This is a genomic window from Pseudomonas sp. SB113, from assembly GCF_040754745.1.
Taxonomy (GTDB): Bacteria; Pseudomonadota; Gammaproteobacteria; order Pseudomonadales; family Pseudomonadaceae; genus Aquipseudomonas; species Aquipseudomonas grimontii.
In genome coordinates this window covers 80,428-95,019 of record NZ_JBFMHW010000022.1, presented here as the reverse complement: position 1 = coordinate 95,019, position 14,592 = coordinate 80,428, and the positions used below count along the sequence as shown (strand labels likewise).

General features: G+C 54.2%; 17 protein-coding genes. 16 read left to right on the top strand and 1 reads right to left on the bottom strand.

The genetic code is table 11. The annotated features are described in order from the left end of the window. Nucleotides 1-46: 46 nt before the first annotated feature. From AB1462_RS24455 to AB1462_RS24380, 16 genes are all read left to right on the top strand, one after another. Complete coding sequence (locus AB1462_RS24455; protein ID WP_065933459.1) at nucleotides 47-238, top strand: AlpA family transcriptional regulator; 192 nt, start codon at nucleotides 47-49, stop codon at nucleotides 236-238. After that, nucleotides 235-534 (top strand): helix-turn-helix transcriptional regulator, encoded by a 300-nt coding sequence (locus AB1462_RS24450; protein WP_367248084.1) that lies wholly within the window; start codon nucleotides 235-237, stop codon nucleotides 532-534. Before AB1462_RS24455 ends, AB1462_RS24450 begins: the two co-directional genes overlap by 4 nt. Further along, nucleotides 531-788 (top strand): hypothetical protein, encoded by a 258-nt coding sequence (locus AB1462_RS24445; protein WP_169863858.1) that lies wholly within the window; start codon nucleotides 531-533, stop codon nucleotides 786-788. Before AB1462_RS24450 ends, AB1462_RS24445 begins: the two co-directional genes overlap by 4 nt. 463 nt (nucleotides 789-1,251) lie before the next feature. Beyond that, entirely contained in the window at nucleotides 1,252-1,434 is a 183-nt protein-coding gene (locus AB1462_RS24440) for a hypothetical protein (protein WP_065876657.1), read from the top strand. Continuing rightward, a complete protein-coding gene (locus tag AB1462_RS24435; RefSeq protein WP_367248083.1) occupies nucleotides 1,427-1,696 on the top strand; it encodes a DUF3077 domain-containing protein in 270 nt (89 codons plus the stop codon). Before AB1462_RS24440 ends, AB1462_RS24435 begins: the two co-directional genes overlap by 8 nt. Next, nucleotides 1,689-1,967 carry a hypothetical protein gene (locus AB1462_RS24430; RefSeq protein ID WP_169863860.1) on the top strand — a complete coding sequence of 93 codons (279 nt, stop codon included), beginning with the start codon at nucleotides 1,689-1,691 and terminating at the stop codon, nucleotides 1,965-1,967. The genes AB1462_RS24435 and AB1462_RS24430 overlap by 8 nt, the downstream gene beginning before the upstream one ends. Then, nucleotides 1,960-2,442: a LasR-specific antiactivator QslA gene (locus AB1462_RS24425; RefSeq protein ID WP_219272924.1), complete on the top strand. Its 483-nt coding sequence runs from the start codon at nucleotides 1,960-1,962 to the stop codon at nucleotides 2,440-2,442. The genes AB1462_RS24430 and AB1462_RS24425 overlap by 8 nt, the downstream gene beginning before the upstream one ends. Continuing rightward, the gene (locus AB1462_RS24420) at nucleotides 2,435-3,451 is read left to right on the top strand and encodes a toprim domain-containing protein (protein WP_367248082.1); all 1,017 of its coding nucleotides are present in this window, start codon (nucleotides 2,435-2,437) and stop codon (nucleotides 3,449-3,451) included. The genes AB1462_RS24425 and AB1462_RS24420 overlap by 8 nt, the downstream gene beginning before the upstream one ends. Further along, nucleotides 3,448-5,238 (top strand): DUF927 domain-containing protein, encoded by a 1,791-nt coding sequence (locus tag AB1462_RS24415; RefSeq protein WP_367248081.1) that lies wholly within the window; start codon nucleotides 3,448-3,450, stop codon nucleotides 5,236-5,238. The genes AB1462_RS24420 and AB1462_RS24415 overlap by 4 nt, the downstream gene beginning before the upstream one ends. A gap of 432 nt (nucleotides 5,239-5,670) precedes the next feature. Beyond that, on the top strand, nucleotides 5,671-6,447 hold the full coding sequence (locus tag AB1462_RS24410; protein ID WP_338502641.1) for a hypothetical protein: 777 nt from the start codon (nucleotides 5,671-5,673) through the stop codon (nucleotides 6,445-6,447). Between the two features lie 638 nt (nucleotides 6,448-7,085). Next, nucleotides 7,086-8,216, top strand: coding sequence for an AAA family ATPase (locus AB1462_RS24405; protein ID WP_301279133.1), 1,131 nt, complete (start codon nucleotides 7,086-7,088; stop codon nucleotides 8,214-8,216). Further along, a complete protein-coding gene (locus tag AB1462_RS24400; protein ID WP_367248080.1) occupies nucleotides 8,216-10,441 on the top strand; it encodes a S8 family peptidase in 2,226 nt (741 codons plus the stop codon). The genes AB1462_RS24405 and AB1462_RS24400 overlap by 1 nt, the downstream gene beginning before the upstream one ends. A 12-nt stretch (nucleotides 10,442-10,453) precedes the next feature. Further along, nucleotides 10,454-10,714: a hypothetical protein gene (locus AB1462_RS24395; RefSeq protein WP_301279131.1), complete on the top strand. Its 261-nt coding sequence runs from the start codon at nucleotides 10,454-10,456 to the stop codon at nucleotides 10,712-10,714. After that, the gene (locus AB1462_RS24390; protein WP_301279130.1) at nucleotides 10,714-11,022 is read left to right on the top strand and encodes a hypothetical protein; all 309 of its coding nucleotides are present in this window, start codon (nucleotides 10,714-10,716) and stop codon (nucleotides 11,020-11,022) included. Before AB1462_RS24395 ends, AB1462_RS24390 begins: the two co-directional genes overlap by 1 nt. A 386-nt stretch (nucleotides 11,023-11,408) precedes the next feature. Further along, nucleotides 11,409-12,185, top strand: coding sequence for a helix-turn-helix domain-containing protein (locus tag AB1462_RS24385; RefSeq protein WP_367248079.1), 777 nt, complete (start codon nucleotides 11,409-11,411; stop codon nucleotides 12,183-12,185). Between the two features lie 103 nt (nucleotides 12,186-12,288). Beyond that, a complete protein-coding gene (locus AB1462_RS24380) occupies nucleotides 12,289-13,194 on the top strand; it encodes a DMT family transporter (RefSeq protein WP_367248078.1) in 906 nt (301 codons plus the stop codon). Nucleotides 13,195-13,300: 106 nt separating this feature from the next. Here AB1462_RS24380 and AB1462_RS24375 read toward each other — a convergent pair whose 3' ends face one another. Continuing rightward, entirely contained in the window at nucleotides 13,301-14,365 is a 1,065-nt protein-coding gene (locus AB1462_RS24375; RefSeq protein ID WP_244176463.1) for a 2,3-butanediol dehydrogenase, read from the bottom strand. Nucleotides 14,366-14,592: the final 227 nt, after the last annotated feature.

The window sequence follows — 14,592 nt, the reverse complement described above, 5'->3', positions numbered from 1 at the left end:
CAAACAACTAGATCGGAGAGATAGCACGGTCGTCGCACTGGTACGCATGCCTGAGCTACAGATGCTTACTGGTCTAGCGCGGCCCACTGTCTACAAAATGATCCACCGCGATCCTACGTTTCCTCGGCCGGTGAAGCTGAACGACAGCGGCGCCCGAAACGCACCTGTGGCGTTTGTGTTGAGCGAGGTTCAAGCCTGGATAAACGGGCGTATTGAGGCACGGGGGCAACGAGCATGAGCAAAGCGATGCCAAAGCCATTCCAACCTGTGAAACATTTGGATCTGGGAAACCGCCTGCTGCGTCGTCGCGACGTGGAGCAGAAGACAGGCAAGAGCAGAGCCTCAATCTATGCCGATATCCGGTCCGGCACCTTCCCGGAACCTATTCCAATTGGCATCAACAGCGTGGCCTGGCTGGAGGCTGAGATCGATCAGTGGATTGCTGACCGTCTGGAGGAGCGTGGCCAAACACGAAAGAAAAAAGCGATGCGGGGGACGCATTCGGCTCAATTACTTTCGGAGATTCACTCATGACCACAATCACATTGTCTGTCGACGGGCATTCGATCCGTTTTCCTCTAGACGACTTGCGCAGCCTGGAGACGGTTCTCCTGAACGCAGCACGTCGCCCTGGTCAGGAGGCCTTTTGCGCGACCGCCAGTGGACGCATGACAGCCATCCTCGAACTCAATACCGCCAAGTCCGGCATGACCAGTACAGCTAGCCCAAGCGGGCAACATCACTTCAATGAAAGCGGTAGCGGTGCGATTCAACTAACCGACTGCTAACCCCGAACTGCACTGCGTATTCACACTGCTGCCTAGCTTAACGCCGGGTGGTCTGGAGTTTTTCATGCCTAAAAAAAGACAAAACCCCGGCAAGCGCGCCAACGCTGCCAGGGCCACATACCACACCACACACAGGTCGAAGTTTATCACCACGAGCAACGGGATGAGCATTTTCGGCAGCCAGATCAACTTGCAATCTTCATGTGGTCGGGCCTATAGTTTGCCCGTCGCTGCCAATTCAGCGACCGGGCTTGGTAACCCGATCAGCAAAAGGCGCAACAGCGCCCCCATTATAATTGCAGGCGCTTTTTTTGTGCCCGCAGTTACGTGTTATGGCGGCTGTGCGTGGGAGACCTTCGGGTCTGCCGGGTTCCTTTTGCCCCGGTTTACCAACCTGCGTACAGCTGCCACCCATTCGCTTGGTAACGAACGTGGCAGCTCCTCAGCAAAAGGAGCTCTACCCATGCACGCCCTCAATCCGTCCGCACGTTCTACCCGCGCCGCCGCGCACAAGGCCATGGCCTTCGCAGCCCTTCGCGCAAACTCCAGTCTTTCCACTCGCCTCAAACGCTACAACCACCATATGCACCTCGCCCACCTTGCCGCCTCAGAGCAAGCGATGGTTATGGAGGTGCGCCATGCTTAAGACCACCGTCAAAACCTTCAGCCACATTCCTCTCTCACGGTTACCGCTCTTCGCTGTTCAGCCTGATGTGCCTGTAACCGATGCCCTCGATCGAACCTACTGCCTGCTTGATCTTGCCCAGGAGATGGCCGAGCAAGCGGCTCTCACTGAAAACAGCCAACAGCTTTGTCATGTGATCGTCTACCTGATCGACATGGCGAAAGCGACTGTTGACGCGTGCTCAGAGGGCATCATGACCTCTGTGGAGGTGGGTCATGAATAAGCTCATTCCGCTCACAACAAATCCCAGCCAAACCCCCGTGCTGCTGATTGATACGAGCGCCGCGTACGCCGACATTCAGGAATACGCAGAGCAGCGACTTTGTGCGGCTAAGGCACTGCTTTTCAGCCTGTCCTGCATGGGCATCAACCGGGCCGACGCAAAAGATGTGAACGGCATTGCGGATGCCGCCTACTTGCTCCTGGAGGACGCCAGCGACCTCTTCAACGCAGCCCGAAAAGCAGCGGAACGTGAGGGGGTACAAAATGCCTGAATTACTCAACGCCGTGCTGCCATCTGCCGACGGCCAACCCGCAATCGAAACGCAGTGGCCCGCCAAATACCAAGAAGTAATCGACGGTGGCGTTGATGCCTTCGAACGATGGTTGGCCGAGCAAAATGAACCGTTGGCCAGGTGCCTAATCAGTCACAAACAGCGCCTACCTGGCCGGATCGTTGACGCGTTTGAACTCGGGTTCTTGCACCGCCTGGAACAACGGCTACGCAGCCAAAACCCAACACCATGCAAAAATGTTGAGCAGTTCACTGGAGCCCTCGCCCTGGGCAATCGTGCCACCGCAATGATGCGTTTGAGTCTGGAAAGCACGTTGCAACTTGCCAACAAAGGGGAGCTCCGACCCTGCACCGAAGAAGCGGCGCAGCACCTCGTGAAAACGGCGGATCTGGCCGCGGCTATTAGCATGCCTGACGCTTCATTCGTATCGTCAGAGGGCCTGTTCCATGACTGATAACGACACTGTAGACCTGATTCGTTTGGTGGCACTTCGTGCCCTTCCTGCTGCCCCTACTCTGCTTAAAGAATGGCTGCCGGAGGGGCGCCCAAACGGACGTGAATGGGTTGCTCGAAACGATGTCCGGGGAGACCGCCAAGCCGGATCGTTTGGTGTGTCCCTCGACTCTGGCCGGTGGAATGACTTTGCCGACGATCAAGCGCACGGTGGCGATCTGGTTTCACTTCTGGCGTACCTGCGCCAATGCCGCCAGGTCGAAGCTGCGCGGGAAATCGATCAACGCCTGGCACTCGGTTTGTTTGAGTCATCTGGAGCCCCGAGCGCACCGAGCGCCCAGAAAGCAGAAGCGCTCAAAGCTGCCCGCACCAAGGCGGAAGAAAACCGACGCCGGTCCGATGCGGTACAGCAGGAAAAGCAGCAAGCAGCGACTCGGCAGGCAGTGCAGTTGTGGCAGCGCTCAAAGCCTGCTGATCGACTGCATCCGTATCTGGTGGCCAAGGGCGTGAGCCCACTCAAACTGCGTCAAATGTCTCAGGGGAAATTACTGGTCCCTCTATGCCTTGATGGTCGCTTGGTAAACTTGCAAGTCATCGACTGTGCCGGCGCAAAACGTTTCCTCAGTGGTGGCCGTGTCCTGGGCTGTTACTCGCCATTGGGGCGGGTCATCGAGGGCAGCCGCCTGTACGTCTGTGAAGGTTGGGCGACGGGAGCAACGCTGCATATCCATACCGGCCAACCGGTGGTGTGCGCCATGAACGCCGGCAACTTGCGCGCCGTGGCACTAGCCATGCGAGCGCTTCATGGTCAGAGCGTCGAGCTGGTGATCGCTGGTGACGATGATCGCCAAACGCGGGGCAATCCCGGGCGCACTTCCGCCAACCGCGCAGCATTCGATGCCGGCGCTCTCGTGGTATTTCCAGAGTGGCCCCAACATGCACCGCCTGAGCTATCCGACTTCAACGACTTGCACCTTTGGCGCAACCAGCTATGGGAGGCAAAGCCGTGAGCAAGCTCAAGGAAAAACACGCTGATTTGAGTCTTGTAGGAGACCCAAAGGCGCCGGAGCCCGACAAACTCGACCGGCCCCGTTTCGCTGTCTATGAACATGCCTGCACGGTTGAAGGAAAGGTCTACAAGGCCGGCACCTGGTATCACAGCGTGAAGCAAAGCGGGCCGGAAGAAAAAGCCATTCCGGTCGATCACTGGATCTGTGCGCCACTAAACGTTGAAGCCGAAACGATCAACTCAGAAGACGGCAGCATTGGCCGGCTGCTGTCCTTTCACTACAGGGGCAGGCGTATCGAATGGGTCATGCCCATGGAATCCCTTGCAGGTAAAGCAGATGAGGTGATGAAGGCGCTCATGCGCCAAGGGCTGGCCATCGAGTACCACCAGCGTCGTCATATCGCGCCGTACCTGGCGAGCCATCACGCCCCTGACCTGGTGATTGCCACCACCACGAAACCGGGCTGGCATGAATCAGGGGCCTTTGTGCTGCCCTCACGGGTCATTGGCGGCGACAACGTTCGTTTTCAGGACTCAGGTCGGGCAGCGAACATTTTCACCTGCAAAGGCTCTCTCAGCAGCTGGCAGACCGAGATAGCCGCACGCTGCCTCGGCAATCCAGTACTGATTTTGTCGGTGTGCTGTGCATTGGCAGGGCCTCTGCTCGCCAAGGTAGGCGTCAATGGTGGCGGTATTCACCTGGTCGGCGACTCATCAAGCGGCAAGTCACTCGCGCAACTGTTGGCCGCATCGATCTGGGGCAATCCTGGCACCTTCGCGGCCTCTTGGGACGTGTCAAAAGGTGGCGTAGAGATTGAGGCGGCGTCTCGTAACGATACCGTACTGATCCTTGATGAAATCAAGCGTGCCGACCCCAAGCGCGTTCAGGAAATGGCCTACGCAATCGCCAACGGCATGGGCAAAAGCACCATGACTCGCGAACGTGAAGGGCGGGCCAAATTGACCTGGCGCGTGCTGGCCCTTTCCAGCGGCGAAAGGTCGTTATCCGAGCACGCCGCCATTGGAGGCAACGGTGCGCATGCCGGTGCCGAGTTGCGCATGGTCGATGTGAATGCCGGCACCCGAACTCATCGCGCTTTTGATGATGTGCATGGCATGACAGGGCAAGAGTTTCACCGCGTTCTTAACGATGCTGTCACGCAACACTATGGGCACCTTGGCCCCGCGTTCGTGGAAACACTGATTGAGCAGCCAAAGGAGCTGTATAGCGCCTTTTCACAAGTCCGTGATGCCTTCGAAACCAAGAGCTCACAAGCCGGCCGTGTAGCTGATCGGTTCGCCATTATGGCGTTAGCCGGAGAATTGGCTATTGAACATAATCTTCTTGGCTGGCCCTCGGGCTCAGCCACTCAAGCTTGTCTGCTGCTCTTCAACGAATGGTTAGCCCGTATGGGAGATGGCAACGCAGAAGACCGCCAGATACTGCGCGGTATCGCTGACTTCATCGCATTACACGGTGACAGCCGTTTTTCTGATGTGCGCGCCGAACACGCCAACCTCACTGTCCGCGAGCGAGCAGGTTTTTATGAGGTGAATGACGATAAACGCCTGTACCTGTTCAACACACCGGCATTGCTTGAGGCGGCTTCAGGTTTCGGTAAAGAACGTATCGTACGGACGCTGGTAGGCGCCGGAGCGCTAGCCAAGGTTGACGAAGAAACCAAGGGCAGCCGGCGGGCGAAAAAGTACCGCACGCCAGGCGGTGGTAGTTCCCGTTTTTACGTAATTGACCCCGACTTGCTCGAAAGTGAGGGAGAAAGTCAATGACGCTCAACCTGTGCAGCTATCGACATTCGACGTTTTTCAGCGGGAACACGGGAACAGCGGGAACGGCCCAGCAAAGCCGTGGCTTTCAGCGTTCCCTTATAAGACATGAGAGTGGGAACAAGGGAACACAACTCTGTTTAATAGAGAGCCTCCCCCTCTACCTTGTTCCCGCTCAAAAAACGCCGGGAACAAGTTCCCACTCTGAAAGGCCCGTTTTAGAGCCTTTGTACCCACGTTCCCGCGTTCCCACCGATTTTGAATTCAGTCGTGTGAACAAGGGGGGTATGTGCTGTTTTTGTTGACAGAACTCGAAGCACTCGTCCCGAGCTCTTCTCCCCGCCCTATCCCTACGAGCAATCAACTCTCACTGATTGCCGACTCGCACCATCAACCCTGGCCGGCGTCGGCCTGCAATCACCACCGGAGAAACCTATGAACGAGCATCACCTGTCTCTGCCCGATGAAATTCAGACGGCACTCAAAATCCACGACGAATACAAACAAACCTACCTGTCTATACGCGAGCGCTTTGAAGGCTTGAGAGCGCGAGAAGAAAAACACCGCAAAACGGCCGGCGCGGCCGAACAGCAAGCGATGCTAGATGGAGCTACCTGGCGGAAGCTTTTCCGGGAAAGCGATGGCGTGCTGACCAAAGATATTCGCAACTTCAAGCGCCAGGAACTGGACAGCCGCGAATTGGCATTGGAGTACGCCTGCCTGGCCGGCGAACTGCAACCGGCAATGGAGTTATGCCAGATAGATACCTATGAAGCCCGTGAGCGCTATCTGAGTAGTCGCGAGACGGCGTTTGCGCTCTATGGCGATCATTGCCTCACCACCTCTGCGACCGCTCTTTTCGCACTGCCCGAAGCAGAAGCGTTTCTTAAAGCATTACAGCGCAAAAAGCTCATCATCCAACGGGACATAGAGAAGGACGCGTTCTATCAAGAGGCGACGTTTAGCGACGAAAAAAAGGCGGTCAGCAGCGAGGAAGCACGACGCCTAGGAGAAGCCTTGTTCGGTTTTATTGATAGAGCCAGTGCTGCGTTATCCGGCGATGACAATGCCGTGTGGCAGGCGCTTTCTATCGTTCCGCGTGACGATTTCACCACCGGCGAGAAAGAGTTGAAGAGCCCGATCTATCGAGCGCGCCGCCGTTCGGAGTTGAATGCAATGATTGAGCAACACACTCAAACGCAAACGTCCTGAATTCGATCCCACACACAGCATGCAAGCCGCCTTAGGGCGGCTTTTTCGTTTTCGATGAGATTCCCCACTAGCTCAATGGAAGTGCTGGCCATGGCGCCAGGTGAGCTGCTGAGAGCCAATTTCTGGCTGGTCCCACTGGTCGAGCTCCCGGCGCTGGATGGCGAGCCTCCACCCCGGCGCGCGCTGTTGTCCCCCCACCACACCTGCGGGCTAAATAGCTCTTTTTTTCCGCACCCCCGCAACCATTCGAGATCCGCCTAGACTCTGCGTGAGCCCAACAATTTTGATATGAATCTTCCCTGCAATTCCCTGCATCGAGGACGATTTTTTTTCATGCTTTTGGCTTGAGCCCCCAGCGGAAGGGGCACTAGCCGCAAAATGCAAAAAAAACGACTCCTCCGCCAGCCTCACAAGGCTTAGGACGTCTATGACACGATTTAAAAACTGATAGAACCAAAGCGATCATTTAAAGGCCTCCGTATATCTCTGATCGAGATAACGAGCATAAAACCCCTGTATATCCATACAAAAAAAAGCTTACGTTCGTCGCCTAGCAGCTTGTGCGCGGTTTGGTCAAGTGGGATAATAGCAAACTAGTCCACAATATTTTCTTTATAAATCAGGGGTTTATGTACAAAATGGACGATTCTCGTGACGTGATCGAAAAACTAGTCCAGATCACGAAAATCGGTGCTCTGGGTGACGGTGAGAAGGTACGTATACAAGCATTGCGCTTGGTGAGAGCACTTCGCCAGACGAGTAATCCGCTGGCCGATCATATTCAGAATGAGGTTTTCTCGCAGAACTTCGATCAGAGCACATCAAGTGCAATTAGGAGAGTTAAAGACTCTGGACTTAATTCACCGGTGCCTGTAGACCACGAGACTCATAGCGAACTCTTATCGGTTGAAGATCCTGTTTATCTTCCAAATGGCTTTATAAGTTCCGAGGAAATAAAAGGCCCTTTGAATCTTATAATTTCCGAGCGCAAAAGCACTAAGAAACTATTAGACGCAGGTATAATACCTACTAGCAAAGTTTTATTCACTGGCCCTCCTGGTGTAGGAAAAACAGTTTGCGCCAAGTACCTGGCCCAAAAGCTCAAGGTACCGCTACTAACTTTGGACCTAGCAACTGTAGTTAGCAGCTATCTGGGAAGAACAGGCAACAACATAAAAAAAGCTCTCGACTACGCCAAGTCACGCCCCTGCGTATTACTTCTAGACGAATTAGATGCGATTGCAAAAAAACGTGATGACTCCTCAGACGTTGGAGAAACAAAACGACTGGTCACTGTCATGCTTCAAGAGCTCGATCAATGGCAAGGCAACAACTTATTGATAGCAGCAACAAATCACTATCATTTGTTGGATGCCGCCGTACAACGCCGATTTGATCAAATAGTCGATTTTAAAAGACCAAAGATAGAAGAACTCGTACAAGTAGGCAATGCTTTAGTATCAGCAGACGGGCTACCTAAAGCATGGGTTTATTTTGTTGCATCGCTTATGGAAAAAACTTCTTACAGCGACTTCCAGAGAGAAATAAATAACCTGAGAAAAGTTTTTTTCCTTGAGGGTGAGGCAGGAGCTCTAGAGCACTTAAAGTTTCTTATGGAGCGTCTATGCCCATCCGAAGATCGCCTGCAACGAAAAAATCTCGCGCTACTACTAGTTAAAAACGGAAAATCATCGCAAAGAGCAGCAAGTAAAATAACAGGTGTATCCAGAGACACTCTTAGATCGGCATTGGCAGCAGGAGCTCAATAATGGCTGAAAAAGAACGTTTTTTGTTTGGACGTGGTGAAAAACTCACTGACAACGTGCCCTATAAAGGTAGCTTTGGAGAGGGAGAACCTCCATACAACCTTGAAGAGCAAGTAGAGCGTGTTGGTGAAATGCTTGAAAAGCTAATCGAAGATATAAATGAAACACCAAAGGATGCATTGGCGGATGGCAAAGCTGTTGCAGCATTAATATTGCATCCGCAGTATGTAGCCCGGTCAGGTTTTCCAGATGATTTATTATCTGAATTTTCACTAAGGCTGATTGGTAGTAAGCCTCTTAAAAATCGCCCCAAAGCTGGCCGCGGAAGTGACAACGAAGAGGGAATTGCGTCAACTGTACTATATGTAGCAGGCGCAAATGAAGACTTTAAAAAATTCCAACGCGCGCTTCCAAAAATTGTTGACGGCACAAATTTAAGCGACGACATAATAAAAATAGAACAGTTGGAATCAGTGAAGCCGGCAGACCGTATTCTTGGTAATCTTGATAAAAAATCGAATACACTCGAAGTAATCGTTCATTTTGACAGTGCTATTGACGTAGGGTGGGAAGACGACTTTCAAAGGTATGCCAAAAAAAGCAAAGTTAAGTTAGATATGACACGCTCATATCAAAGTCGAGGGCTTTTATTTTTAAGCGCTGAGGGTAGCGAAGAATCAGTAAAAGAACTGGCAAAGTTTTCCTTTGTGCGCGCGATAAGAAAAATGCCCGTATTGAGGACAGTAAGCCGCCCTCAAATGCTGAGAAGTACAGGCATGAGCCGGATATCTATTCCAGTCGAAAAAGCTCTAGATGAGTCATTTCGGGTAGCCGTATTCGACGGCGGACTGCCCGGAAACCATCCGTTTGGGCTATGGGCAAGAAATATAGAACCGAGTGGCTCCTTCAAAATTGGAGATCCGCTTCCTTATTTTTTAGATCATGGACAAGCAGTAACATCTGCACTGCTTTTTGGAAGTGTAAAGGAGGGTTCATTAGATCGCCCTTACGCAGAAGTTGATCACTACAGAGTTTTAGGCGATAAAATCACTGATAGCAGCTTATATGAGGTGATGCTCTATGTTGACAACATCCTATCCCAAACTAGTTATCCGTTGATTTCCTTTAGTATCGGCCCTGACCAAGTAGCAGGTGATGACGAAGTCACCGCTTGGACTTCTATGTTAGACGACCATCTTGGTGATGGAGACATATTAGCTGCGGTCGCGGTAGGGAATGATGGTACTAGTACCTGGCCTCTGAACCGAATTCAAGTACCTAGTGACTCTGTGAACGCTCTAGCAGTAGGAGCAACCGACGGCAGTCAGAAAGGATGGGCGCGCGCACCTTACAGCTCTATTGGCCCCGGTCGTAGTCCAGGGCTAGTGAAACCTGATCTGGTGGCATTTGGTGGGTCCCCTAAGGAAAGCTTTAAATTTATCTTCCCTGGCCCAACAATCGCTGAAGACTCTGGAACGAGCTTCGCAACTCCTTCTGTGGTACGCCTAGCGGCGGGGTTGCGCGCATATTTTGGGGCAGCATTAACCACTCCAGCAATAAGATCACTCCTAGTGCACTCTGCAAATAGCGCAGGACACCCTGTTGAAGAGGTTGGCTGGGGAATAGTCAATAACGATATTCGCAAAATCACTGCGTGTGGTGATGGCGAAGTCAAAGTGCTTTTTACCGGAAAATTAGAGCCTGGCAAAGTATTGCGCGCTCCTATACCGTTGCCTGAAGGAAAGCTAGCCGGAGATATAACTATTAAGGCAACTTTTTGCTACACCTGCACAACAGACCCCCATACTCCAGGAGAGTATACTCGCGCGGGTCTCGATGTAAAATTCAGACCTCACAAGGCAAAATTTAATAAACTTCAAAAGAAGAAGGACCCTAGGTTTCCGGCTACAGATTCATTTTTTGGCAGGCATACCAAAAGCAATGAACAGGAACTTAGAACGGATGCTCACAAGTGGGACACGGTAAGAAGCGCCTCCAAAAAGAAACGAGGCACTTCACTTTTAGAGCCTGTATTTGACATTCATTATATTGCCAGAGAACCTGGGAATAGTGATTCGCCTCGCCGAGCGCCAAAACTAAATTATGCACTTGTAGTCACCATACAAGCAAAGAAAATTCCTGACCTTTACGAAAAAGTTCAAGAAAGATACAAAGAACTAGTTGCGATACAACCTAAAATTCAGATACCTATCGCAGTAAGCGTCTGACGGAGGTCGAAAATGAACGATGAAACTAAAGCAGTAATATCTGCACTTAGTGAAACCAAATATAAGTGGCGTACAGTTTCCGGCATATCCAAAGAAACCGGCTTACCTGCTGATAAAATCATGGACATCATAATCAGCAACACTGACCTTATAATCCAGTCATCAGCATTAAGCCCTGAAGGAGAAGCTCTCTTCACTAGCAGGGAAAAACATCAAAAAGAGACCAGTGCTTGGTCTCGTATTGGATTAGCAATAAGAAATAGGGCGGGCTAATGGATGAGTTCGTATGGGCCCCAATTCTTTGGGCGTCGGCAAGTGCGCTTTGTGTAAAAATGCTCGAGCTAACGGAAATATATAAACTGCCTAAACTTCAACGTCCGAATGTGGCTGAGATCTGGTACTGGGTTCCTTATCTCGTGCTACCAGCAGCGGGAGGTTTTTTGACATTCATTCATCTACAGTCAGGGCAAAAAATAAGCCCTTTTCTCGCAATGAATATTGGATTGACCGCCCCTCTGGTGTTGAGATCGGCAATTGAGCGCTTATCAAGCAAGGTTATTGATCCTGGAGAAGGAGCTTAAGGAAGTAGATAAAGGGTTATACGGGGGCTTCAGCTCACGCGCTGTATCCCTCCGTGTATCCCTTTATAGAAATACATTAAAAACAGCTATATTTTGCTGGGGTTTACACTCCAATTCGAATCCCGCCGGGACCATAAAGCAGTCTCGGGCTGTCTCAGACAGTCTACGCCCCCCCCAAGAAGCCCGCCCCGTACGGGCTTTCTTGTTTCTGACGATCCGTGAATCCCCCCTGTCGCGCCTTTTAATCAAGCGCCTTAGCGTCCTCATAAACACAACCCCAAACCCAACAATAACAACACCCCCCAGCCAAAATCCCCCCAAATACAATCTGGCATCCAAACACAACAGTAACGTACGCTAACCCCCTCACCCCCGGAGACTCACGGATGAGCACCACCACCCCCCAATCGCTCTCCCTCTCATTGCGCTCTTACTCAGGTCAGGTCGAGCTTCACCAGCATGACTTTCATCAAATCGTGCTTCCCCAATCCGGGTCGATGGAGATTGAGGTCGACGGACGAGGCGGCAAGGTCGATGCAAGCCAGGGGGTGGTGATTTCTGCTGGGGCCCGGCATACCTTCCTGGCCAACACCCATAACCGTTTCCTGGTGCTGGACGTCTCGACCGAGCGTGGCGAGGCGCAGAAGGGTACGGTTGCGTCATTTGACCCACTCAACGACAAGCGCTTTTTCGCGGTCAGGCCCGATATACGGCATTTGCTCGATTACGCCAGCAGCAACGGCCCACGGTTGGTCGGCTCGCTCGCGATGGCCGAGTCCTGGAGCCGGTTGCTGTTGTGTTCGTTATTGCAGCCCGAGGTGGCGCGCAGCGACCCCGGCCAGTTCATTCTTGCTCGTGCGCTGGCCTACATCGAGCAGCACCTGGGCAGCGCCCTGACGGCGCATGATATTGCGCGTTATGCGGGCACCAGTGAGCGGCGTTTGTATGGACTATTTGGGCAGCACCTGAACACAACGCCGTTCTCGCATATCGCGAACTTGCGCCTGAATCTGGCCATTGACCTGTTGCGCGAAACGTCTTTGTCGATCATTGATATTGCGCATCGCGCCGGATACGCCGACCAGAGTGCGTTAACCCATGCCCTGAAGAAAGCCCGCCAGCTGACGCCGGCCGTTGTGCGTAAACAAGGGCGAGACCACTGAAAAAACAGCAGTCCCGAACAATTCTTGGGCGGGCCTGATCAATACTCGCGCTCTCGACCGTTCTAGTGTTCCCGCTTGAGGATTATCTGCAGACGGGGCTTGCATGAGCACTTCCAATCCCTCCATCACCCTGGCCAAGGGCACCGCCAGTGCGACGCTGATCGGCGTGATTGCCGTGTTTTTGTGGGCGTGCCTGGCGCTTCTGACCACCTTGACCGCCGGGATCCCGGCCTTTCAGTTGCTGGCGTCGAGCTTCGCGGTCGCGTTCGTGGCCAGCCTGGGCGTGCTGGGGCTGCGCGGCGTTGCAGGGTTCAGCAGTTGGCGCCAGCCCTGGTCTGTGTGGGCAACGGGGTTTGCCGGGATCTTCGTCTATCACGCGTTGTATTTCTTTGCCCTGAAGGCCGCGCCTGCGGCTGAAGCCAGCCTGATTGCCTACCTGTGGCCGCTGCTGATCGTGCTGCTGTCGAGCGTTGCCACCGGCGAGTCGCTGCGCAAGCGCCAGTTGCTGGGCGCGTTGCTCGGCCTGGCGGGGACGGCCTTCATCATGCAGCTGCGGGCCCGGAGTGACAGTGCGTCGATGCCGGTTATCGGTTACGCCGCAGCCTTTGCCTGCGCCTGGGTCTGGGCGATTTATTCGGTGTTCAACCGGCGGTTCAGCCATGTTCCGAGCAGCATCATCGGGGGTATCTGCGGGCTGGTGGCAGTGGCCGGGGGACTCTGCCACCTGGCTTTCGAAACCACGGTGCGGCCTGAGCCAGGCCAGTGGGCGGCGATCATTGCCCTGGGGCTGGGCCCGGTAGGCCTGGCTTTTTTTGCCTGGGACCACGCGACCAAGCACGGAAATCTATCGATGCTGGGCGCCCTGTCTTACCTGGCGCCGCTGTTCTCCACGCTGCTGCTGATTGCCGTGGGGCAAAGCGATGCCAAGCCGATCCTGATAATCCCCGCCGTGTTGATCATTACGGGGGCGGTCATCGCCACTTCAGGCTCACGCACGACCTCACGGTGATCTCGACGGGCCGAGTTTTCGCTCGTGCCCACTCCTGACTCCCCCTCCTCTGGCTTGCGTGGGGAATCAGGCGTGGGGCAAAGACTGCCGCAGTCAGCCGGGCGCGTCAGACGCGAGCAGGCGACACAATGATCTTCACATTGTGTTCCTTGTTTTTAACCAGTTCCTCAAAGCCCTGCCCCACGATCTCCTCCAGCTGAATGCGCCCCGTCACCAGTGGCGAGATGTCCAGCCGCCCATCCGCGATAAAAGCGATCACGTCGGCGAATTCCCCGTTATAGGCCAGTGCGCCGAGTACCTGTTTTTCCGTGGCCACCAACTCGAAAAAGTTGAACTCGCTGGGTTCTTCGAAGATGCCCACCAGTACGCACTTGCCGGCCTTGCGGATCAGGTCGATGGCGAGTTTGGCCGTGTGTTTGTTGCCGATGCATTCGAAACTGACATCCGCGCCGAGCCCGCCGGTGAGGCGGCGTACTTCGGCCAGGGCGTCGCACTCATTCGGATCGAGCACATGGGTCGCCCCTACTTCACGGGCCTTGGCCTTGCGCGCGCCGGACATTTCCAGCGCGATCACCTGCGCCGCGCCCGCCGCCTTGGCGCACATGATGGTGCACAGGCCGATGGTGCCGGCACCGACCACCACGACGTTTTTCCCGAGCAGGCTTCCGGCTTTTTTCACCGCGTGCATGCCGACGGCCAAAGGCTCGATCAGTGCGCCGGCTTCAGCAGGGAAGTTCGCCGGCAATTTGTACAGCAGGTTGGCGGGCACGTTGACCAGTTCGGCGAAGGCGCCGTTGTTCATCAGGCCTGTGAAGGCCAGGTTCTCGCAAATGTTGTACAGCCCGTGGGTGCAGTAGTAGCACGTGCCGCAGTGTTGGCAGGCGTCGGCCGCCACTGGCTCGCCGACGCTGAAACCCTGCACGCCGGCACCGAGTTCGACGATCTCGCCACAAAACTCATGACCGAGAATGCACTGGCCCTTTATCCCGGTCAGCGGGTGCGGGGCGTCAACCGGTATGAACACCGGTCCGGCCACGTACTCATGCAGATCGGACCCGCAAATGCCGCACCATTGCACGCGGATCTGCACCCAACCGGCAGGTGGTGAAACGGGCAGCGGCACATCTTCGACGCGGATGTCGTTACGACCATGCCAGACAGCGGCACGCATGCTGCGTTGCGAGTTGCTCGAAAGGCTCATAGCGAAGTCTCCTTGAAACGGTGGGCACTGGCGCGCCGGGTAGGTTGCCAGGGGCCAGAGCAAGGCCGGTGCCAGCTGTGCAAAAACGTCTGGACATGCCTTTCTTAGAGCCGCCGGATGGAACCGCAAGGATGGGCGGTATCGAGGTCAAACGAGACGCGCCATGCCAGAACGTGCGCAGTGCGATGAGACCGTGA